We start from the raw sequence: 7,591 nt of genomic DNA, 5'->3' as shown, positions 1-7,591 counted from the left end.
GGTTCGATGTGCGCATCGACCCATTATTGGTGCTTGAGCGGACGAAATAGCGCGCTGGCAACTGGTGCGTCGCATGATTGTGCGCACGTGCGCGCGACGATGGCGAGCGTAGTGAACGGGCCTACCCTCACCCCATCCCCTCTCCCGCAGGAGAGAGACTTACGCTCGATGGACTGATCCTGCAGCCGGCCGTTGCTCCTGCACGCTGCACACACCCGGTCAGCGGCGACCTACCCGTTGTGCTTGTGTTCGCCAGCGGGCTTTGCGGTATAACCGAAAACGACCGTCGCGCGCCGCTGCAGCTGAACGCTTGAGTTGCTGACGGTCGGTCCGTCGCTTCGGCGTCGGGCGTGCTTCATCTCCCCTCCCCCGACTGCAGGAGATGTGCGACATGCGCAACGAGCACCTCAAACCGACCCTGGGCACCTGGCAGTTGTGGGGCATCGCCGTGGGGCTGGTGATTTCAGGCGAGTATTTCGGCTGGAGTTACGGCTGGGGCACCGCCGGTACGCTCGGCTTTCTGGTGACCACGCTGCTGGTCGCGGTGATGTACACCTGTTTCATCTTCAGCTTCACCGAATTGACCACCGCCATTCCCAATGCGGGCGGGCCCTTCGCCTACAGCCTGCGCGCGTTCGGCACCTATGGCGGCATGCTGGCGGGCCTGGCCACGTTGATCGAATTCGTCTTCGCGCCGCCGGCCATCGCGATGGCGATCGGCGCGTATCTGAATGTGCAGTACCCCACGCTCGATCCGCGCATCGCAGCGATTGGCGCCTACCTGGTCTTCATGAGCTTGAACATCGTCGGCGTGGCGATTGCAGCCACCTTCGAGCTGATCGTGACCTTGCTGGCAGTCATCGAGTTACTGGTGTTCATGGGTGTGGTGGCGCCGGGTTTCAGCGTGGCGCGCTTCACCGCCAACGGCTGGGCCGGCAGCGACGTGTTCGGGCCGGCGGCCATTTCCGGAATCTTCGCCGCAATTCCGTTTGCGATCTGGTTTTTTCTGGCGATCGAAGGGGCAGCGATGGCGGCCGAAGAAGCCAAGGACCCCAGGCGCACGATTCCGCGCGCCTACATCGCCGGCATTCTCACCCTGGTGATCTTGGCGCTGGGGGTGATGGTGTTTGCCGGCGGCGTCGGCGACTGGCGCCAGCTGTCCAACATCAACGACCCGCTGCCGCAGGCGATGAAGGCGGTGGTCGGCAACAGTTCCACCTGGTTGCACATGCTGGTGTGGATCGGCTTGTTCGGGCTGGTGGCGAGTTTTCACGGCATCATCCTGGGCTATTCGCGGCAGTTCTTCGCGTTGGCGCGTGCCGGCTTCCTGCCGCATGGGCTGGCCAGGCTCTCGCGTTTTCGCACGCCGCATCGCGCCATTCTGGCCGGCGGCGTCATCGGCATTGCCGCGATCTGCAGTGACAGCGTGGTCAAGATCCAGGGCATGTCGTTGACCGCAGCGATGATTACCATGTCGGTGTTCGGCGCGATCGTGATGTATGTGATGAGCATGCTCAGCCTGTTCAAGCTGCGTCGCGTCGAACCGGGGTTGGAGCGTAGTTTCCGCGCACCGGGGTACCCGGTGGTGCCTGCCATTGCGCTGCTGCTGGCGCTCGTGTGCCTGGTGGCGATGGTGTGGTTCAACCCGATTGTGGCCTTGATCTTTCTGGGCCTGCTGCTGTTCGGTGCGGTGTGTTGCGTCCTCAGCCTGCGCACGCAGCACACGCCCGCGGCCAGCGCCGGATGAGCGGCTTTGCCTTCACCGCAGGCGGCGAGCGTTTTCGGTTTGCCGATCTGAAGCAGCTGCTGGCCAAGGCGACGCCGGCACGCTCTGGTGACCAGCTGGCCGGACTCGCCGCCGATTCCGGCCTGCAGCGCGTCGCCGCACAGATGGCGCTGGCCGATCTACCGCTGCAGCATTTCCTGCAGGAGGCGGTGGTGCCTTATGAAGCGGACGAAGTCACCCGGCTGATCATCGACCAGCACGATGCCGCTGCATTTGCCGCTGTGGCGCATCTCACCGTGGGCGGCTTTCGCGATTGGCTGCTGAGTGCGCAGGCCGACGAAGCCGCATTGACCGCGTTGGCCCCCGGCCTGACGCCGGAAATGGTGGCCGCGGTGTCCAAATTGATGCGGGTGCAGGACCTGATCCTGGTGGCGCAGAAAACCCGGGTCGTCACCCGCTTTCGCAACACGCTGGGGTTGCGCGGACGCCTGTCGACGCGCCTGCAGCCCAACCATCCGACCGATGATGCCACCGGCATTGCCGCCAGCGTGCTCGACGGATTGTTGTACGGCAACGGCGATGCAGTGATCGGCATCAATCCGGCCAGCGACAGCCTGGCCGCAACCACCGCCTTGTTGCGCATGCTCGATGCGGTGATCAGCGGTTATCGGATCCCCACGCAATCGTGCGTACTTGCGCACATCACCACCACCATCGAAGCGATCGGCCGTGGCGTGCCGGTGGACCTGGTGTTTCAGTCGATCGCCGGCACCGAGGCGGCCAATGCCAGCTTCGGCATCAATCTGGCCTTGCTGCAGGAAGGTTACGAAGCGGGCCTGTCGCTGCGCCGCGGCAGCGTCGGCGATAACGTAATGTATTTCGAAACCGGCCAGGGCAGCGCGTTGTCGGCCAATGCGCACCACGGCGTGGATCAACAGACCTGCGAGGTGCGCGCCCATGCGGTGGCGCGCCACTACAAACCGCTGCTGGTGAACACCGTGGTGGGCTTCATCGGGCCGGAATATCTCTACGACGGCAAGCAGATCATCCGCGCCGGGCTGGAGGATCACTTCTGCGGCAAGTTGCTCGGCGTGCCGATGGGCTGCGACATCTGCTACACCAATCATGCCGAAGCCGATCAGGACGACATGGATATGTTGCTCACCCTGCTCGGTACTGCCGGGATCAATTTCATCATGGGCATTCCCGGCTCCGACGACGTGATGCTGAATTACCAGACCACCTCGTTTCACGATGCGCTGTATGCACGCCAGGCGCTCGGCCTGCGCGCTGCGCCCGAGTTCGAACAGTGGCTGGAGCAGCACGACATCCTGCAGCTGCGCGATGGTCGCTTCGAACTTGGCAGCGAAGTACCGGCGCCATTTCGGCGTGCATTGGCACAGGTCAGCGGTAGAACGACGCCATGAGCACGCCCTCCAGACCGCCACGCGATGCCTGGGCGCAACTGCGCCAACTGACCCCCGCGCGCATTGCGCTGGGCCGGGTGGGGACCAGTCTGCCCACGGACGCGCACCTGGAGTTCCAACTGGCGCATGCGCAGGCACGCGATGCGGTGCATCTGGCATTCGACCCGGCACCGCTTCAGGCCGCGCTGGAGCGACGCGGGCGCAGCAGCATCTTGCTCCAAAGCGCTGCGGCCGATCGTCATCAGTATCTGCAACGTCCCGATCTGGGACGGCGTCTTGCCGAGGAAGCCGCCGCCCAGCTACGCGGCCTCACGGCCGTGCATGGCGGCAGACATGACGTTGCGGTGGTGGTCGCTGACGGGCTGTCCGCGCTGGCCGTCCATCGGCATGCGGCGCGCATGCTCGACCAGATCGACGCACTGGCGTCGCAAGAAGGTTGGTCACTCGCCCCGGTGGTATTGGTCAGACAAGGGCGCGTGGCGATCGGCGATGAGGTCGGCGAGCTGCTCGACGCGCGTGCCGTGATCGTGCTGATCGGCGAACGGCCGGGCCTGAGCTCGCCCGACAGCCTGGGCCTGTATCTCACCTACACGCCCCGCGTCGGGCTCACCGATGCAGCGCGCAACTGCATTTCCAACATTCGCGCCGAAGGACTGAGCTACGCCGAGGCGACCCACAAACTGGAGTATCTGCTGCGCGAGGCATTTCGCCGCAAACTCTCTGGCGTGCAGCTGAAAGACGAAGCCGAGCAACCTGCATTGTTGGCAGGCCCTGCCGATGCCATGCCGCGCACGTTCTTGCTGCCTGACTGACCTGCGCGGCGTGTGCGGGACCCGGGATCGACACCGCTCAGCAAGCAATCACTCCGTTATTTCAATGCCCCATCCTGCATATTGCTGGCGGCATAGGTGCTGGTCTGCAGCTCGTTGTCATGCGGATGGCGCAGGGCATTGCGTACATCATCGGGAAGCTTGTCGACATCCAGCATCACCTTTCCCGAATGCACATCACGCACCACCGATGCAGGCAGCACGAAGTCGCCGCCGTTTTCGATATTGATGACCAGCTCGGCCCCCTCGTTGCGGATGTCGCGGATGGCACCGACGCCGACTTCGCCATCGCGTAGAAACACCATCTGGCCAATTTCAATTTGCTGCATGTTCGATCTCCTGGAATGGCGTCATCACGCAAGCGCGCTGTGCCGGTGGCAGATCATCGCGCTGCGGTGCGTTGGCGTGCGGTGAAGCGCAGATCACTGTGGCGTGGGTGCGTGCAGCAAGGCGCCGCTTGGCAGTCGGGCCGGCTGCCCGGCAACGCGCTCGAACTCGCTTACATCGTGCGAACAGAACACCTCCACCTCACCGCCGTGCTGTTGCCGTAGCGCGCGCAGACGCTGCTGGTTGGTCAAGCGCGCAGTCCGGTCCTTTTCCAGCATCCATTGGTAAGCACGCAGCCCCGGCGTGCAGTAAGGCGCATCTGCATCCATTTCGCGATGGAAGAAATATGCATCACCTGCCAGCAGCAGCCATCGCTCCGGCGTATGCACCGCAACCGCGGCGTGACCCAGGGTGTGGCCGGGAAGCGGCACCATCAGCAGTTCTGGCGGTAGTCCATGCAGGTCGCGCACGCATTCCAGGCCCATCCAGTGCTCGCCTGCTGCGCCATCGTAGGTGCGCCACTGCCCACGCGTAGACCACTGCTGCGGACGAAAGCGCTGGCGATCCATCCAGGTACGCTGTGCCAGTGCGGCATCGCGCTCGCTCGTCATCAGGTGCACGCGCGCATGCGGAAAATCGTCCAGCCCGCCGGCGTGGTCGAAATCCAGATGGGTCAGCACGATGTGCCGCACATCGCGCGGATCCAGCCCGAGCCGTTGTATCTGCCGGATTGCGGTCATGTCCTCGCGCAAGTCTGGCTTGACCAGCGCCAGAAAAAATCGACTCAGAAGCGCGCGTGGCTCGGCCACATCGCGCAGGCCGAAACCGGTATCGATCAGCACCAACCCGGCGCTGGTTTCCACCAGCAAGCAATGGCAACACAGATGGCCGCGATCCAGTACCCCCGGCGTACGGCCGTCCATAAGATGGCCGCCTAGCGGGCAGGTGGAGATGCAATTGAGGTGATGCACGCGCATCGGCGCGCTCCGCTTGGCGGGCCAGCATTGCAACGCAGCCGTTGCACAGCGGTGAGCGGTACCGATCGCGCAACCAGCGCGCATACGCCACCTTGACGGTGGCGTATGCGAGGCAGGTGTCAGCGCAGCGGAACGTCCGCCACCTTGTCTTGATAATCCTTCTTCGGGTCTACGCCCAACAACACCTTGATTCCTGCCAGCAGGCTCGACTCGTTGAGCCAGATCTGCGCATGGTCGGCATCCAGGCGCAGCAGCGCCAAGTTCGGATCGGTCTTGCCGCCTTCGTACCACGCGGCGACATATGGATTCCACAACCGGTCGACCATGGCCGGGTCGGTGTCTTCGCGCAGCGAGCCGCTGATGCTGGCGAACAAGTCGTGGCCCTTGCTGCTGAAGGCGCCGATGACGCGGCGGCCCTGCCCCAGCATGGCGATCAGCGCGTTGTCCTTGGATGTAAAGAACCAGATCGGCCCACCGCTATCGCCCTCGATCTGTGCGGTCATCGGACGCGCGTGGCCGTCTTCGACACCGTCCAGGCCCAGCATCACGGTGCGATCTGATTTGAGCGCCTTCCAGAATTTTTCCTGCAACTCTTTGGTGTCTGCCATTTCGATTCCTGACATGCGCGTGGTACGCGGGTGAGCCAGTCTGAAAGGCCCGGCGCCCACGGCATGTGAGGACGCGCCGTCGATCGCCGTCGTTGTGCAACCGCAATATCGTCCGCGTGCGCGCGAGGTCCGTTGCGACAGTATTGGGCCGCAAAGCGTGACCGATTCGCAGTTCCGGGACATTGGCTGATACGTCATCAGCCAAGACATGAGCACGGCAGTAGGATCGGCCGGCCGCCCCTGCGGCACGAACGAGAACCGCGCATGGCAACGAGCTTCGTGCACTTGCGTTGCATTGCTCGGAATCCCGCAGCGGCCGGACACCTGTTGCGATCGTTCACCAGGCCAGCGCGCAACAGCGTCGTGACCGCTCCTGGCTTACCCGGCATCTGCAGCGTCTTGCGCACGCGTCCCCTCCCGAGAGAGCGCCACCACATGTCTGCATCGCATATCCGCAAGACCTGCATCGCCGCCGCATTGCTGAGCCTTGCCAGCGCCACTGCACTAGCACTGACCGGCACCGCCACACGGCCGCAACTCACCAGCAGCGAAGCGAGCACTTATACGATCGCCAAAGCCTTGGCCAAAGCCGGGCCGATCAGCGCATTGGTGACCGACAACTGGAACCCGACCGCAGGTGTCGCCCTGCTCAGTGCCGACTACGCGGTGGCTGCCGACGGCTCCACGCGCTATCGCAGCGTGCAATCTGCCATCGATGCTGCCGTGGCTGCCGGCGGCACGACGCGCCGCTACATCAGCATCAAGGCAGGCACCTACACCGAGCTGGTCTGCGTGCCGACCAATGCGCCACCGCTGACGCTGTTCGGGCTGGGCACAAACACCGGCGACACCGTCATCCGCTTCAACAACGCCAACCCCACTCCCAAGCCAGCGGGCACCGCAAGCCATCCGTGTGCGAGCAATGCGTCGGCGACCACGGTGGGCACCTCCAACAGCGCGACGTTCACGGTGCGCGCAGCGAATTTCGAGGCGCGCCATCTGCACGTGGACAACAACTATGTGGAAGGCACCTACACCGACAAAATCAATCAGCGGTGGCGCTGGCTGTGCGTGGCGACAAGGCCAACTTCCAGGATGTCCTGCTGACCGGCAACCAGGACACCTTGTTGATCAGCGCGACCAGTGCGTCCGATGTGATCCGTGCGTATTTCAAGAGCAGCACCATCGAAGGCGATGTCGATTTCATCTTCGGCTCCGGGGTCGGTGTTTTCGATGGCGCCACCATCCGTTCCACCGGCGCACGTCTGGGCAGCAGCCCCGGCGGCTATATTTTTGCCCCCAGCACGCGTCCCGGCAGCAGCTACGGATTTCTGGCGATCAACAGCAGCTTTACCGGTGTCTCCGGCTCTCCGGACAACAACACCTATCTTGGGCGTGCCTGGGACGAAAGCGTCGGCAGCCTGAGCGCCTACGTCAATGGCACTTAGCCCAATGGCCAGGTGACGGTGCGTGACTCGACCTTGGGCAGCCATATCCGCAAGACCGCGCCATGGAACGCATCGACGGTCGGCCGCCCGTATTGCAGCAGCAACTGCACCAATTCGGCCAACCGTTTTTACGAATATAAAAATAGCGGTACCGGCGCGGCCAATTGAGTCAGCGCTTGGCCGCAACTGCGTCGCAAGCCGGGCATTGCCCGTGCTTGCTGCGTAGCGCGACGAGCTGGAAGTCCTGC

General features: G+C 63.7%; 6 protein-coding genes and 1 pseudogene. 4 read left to right on the top strand and 3 right to left on the bottom strand.

Features of this window, described 5'->3' with window-relative positions; all coding sequences use genetic code 11:
• The first annotated feature begins 382 nt into the window (after positions 1-382).
• Genes eat through eutC form a run of 3 tightly spaced genes read left to right on the top strand, consistent with a single transcriptional unit; the run spans position 383 to position 3,965 of the window.
• Positions 383-1,747 carry an ethanolamine permease gene (gene eat, locus J7360_RS05320; RefSeq protein ID WP_057660978.1) on the top strand — a complete coding sequence of 455 codons (1,365 nt, stop codon included), beginning with the start codon at positions 383-385 and terminating at the stop codon, positions 1,745-1,747.
• Positions 1,744-3,153 (top strand): ethanolamine ammonia-lyase subunit EutB, encoded by a 1,410-nt coding sequence (locus J7360_RS05315; protein ID WP_057660975.1) that lies wholly within the window; start codon positions 1,744-1,746, stop codon positions 3,151-3,153. The genes eat and J7360_RS05315 overlap by 4 nt, the downstream gene beginning before the upstream one ends.
• Positions 3,150-3,965 (top strand): ethanolamine ammonia-lyase subunit EutC, encoded by an 816-nt coding sequence (gene eutC, locus J7360_RS05310; protein WP_057660973.1) that lies wholly within the window; start codon positions 3,150-3,152, stop codon positions 3,963-3,965. Before J7360_RS05315 ends, eutC begins: the two co-directional genes overlap by 4 nt.
• Before the next feature lie 56 nt (positions 3,966-4,021).
• Here the strand turns inward: eutC and J7360_RS05305 are convergent, their stop codons facing one another.
• The 3 genes from J7360_RS05305 to J7360_RS05295 all read right to left on the bottom strand — a co-directional run bounded on the left by J7360_RS05305 (position 4,022) and on the right by J7360_RS05295 (position 5,910).
• A complete protein-coding gene (locus tag J7360_RS05305; RefSeq protein WP_022559300.1) occupies positions 4,022-4,312 on the bottom strand; it encodes a hypothetical protein in 291 nt (96 codons plus the stop codon).
• A gap of 93 nt (positions 4,313-4,405) precedes the next feature.
• Entirely contained in the window at positions 4,406-5,287 is an 882-nt protein-coding gene (locus J7360_RS05300) for an MBL fold metallo-hydrolase (protein WP_057660971.1), read from the bottom strand.
• Between the two features lie 119 nt (positions 5,288-5,406).
• Positions 5,407-5,910, bottom strand: coding sequence for a pyridoxamine 5'-phosphate oxidase family protein (locus J7360_RS05295; RefSeq protein WP_008573434.1), 504 nt, complete (start codon positions 5,908-5,910; stop codon positions 5,407-5,409).
• 420 nt (positions 5,911-6,330) lie between these two features.
• Between J7360_RS05295 and J7360_RS05290 the strand changes: the two are divergent.
• A pseudogene (locus J7360_RS05290) lies at positions 6,331-7,511 on the top strand (putative acyl-CoA thioester hydrolase).
• Positions 7,512-7,591: the final 80 nt, after the last annotated feature.

It is taken from the genome of Xanthomonas sp. D-99 (genome assembly GCF_017746145.1).
GTDB lineage: Bacteria > Pseudomonadota > Gammaproteobacteria > Xanthomonadales > Xanthomonadaceae > Xanthomonas > Xanthomonas cissicola.
This window is presented reverse-complemented; position numbering and strand designations above follow the sequence as displayed.